Source organism: Roseateles sp. P5_B10, assembly GCF_056400485.1.
Genome location: NZ_JBFULE010001488.1, coordinates 1 through 683, shown reverse-complemented (window position 1 = coordinate 683; position 683 = coordinate 1). Strand labels below are relative to the sequence as shown.

Below are 683 nucleotides of genomic sequence, written 5' to 3'. Positions count from 1 at the left end.
ATGATGACGTCTTCGACCGGCACGTCACCATGGCCGCCACGCGTGGCGGTCTTGGACTTCTCGATCTTGTCGACGACGTCCTTGCCCTCGATGACCTTGCCGAAGACGGCATAGCCCCAGCCCGACGGGCTCTCGGACTTGAAGTCCAGGAAGCCGTTGTTGGTCGTGTTGATGAAGAACTGCGCCGTGGCCGAGTGCGGTGCGTTGGTGCGCGCCATGGCCAGCGTGTAGTGGGCGTTCTTCAGGCCGTTGTTGGCCTCGTTCTGGATGGCCGCCTCGGTGGGCTTTTGATTCATGCCGACCTCAAAGCCGCCGCCCTGGACCATGAAGCCCTTGATGACGCGGTGGAACACCGTGCCGTCGTAGTGGCCCTTGCGGACGTAGTTCAGGAAGTTGGCGACCGACAGCGGCGCCTTCTCGGCATCCAGCTCAATGAGGATGTCGCCGTGGTTGGTGGTGAGTTTGACTTGGCTCATTTTTTGACGGGCTCAACGAGAGCCTTGGTGATGAAGATGGGCTTGACCGGGAAATGCTGGTGCATGCCGTGCGGCGTGACCTCGACGGCGCGGATCTTGTCGACGACGTCCATGCCCTCGATGACCTGGCCGAAGACGGCATAGCCCGACGCCGGATTGTCCGGCTCGCCGTCGAGCATGGGGTTGTCCACCACGTTGACGAAGAAC

General features: G+C 61.8%; 2 protein-coding genes. Both read right to left on the bottom strand.

The annotated features are described in order from the left end of the window. On the bottom strand, positions 1-476 hold a 476-nt coding region (locus AC1DU6_RS34150; protein WP_477862867.1), incomplete at its 3' end, for a peptidylprolyl isomerase. Next, positions 473-683 (bottom strand): peptidylprolyl isomerase (locus AC1DU6_RS34145; RefSeq protein WP_477862865.1); only part of this gene is annotated, 211 nt, incomplete at its 5' end. The genes AC1DU6_RS34145 and AC1DU6_RS34150, both read right to left, overlap by 4 nt.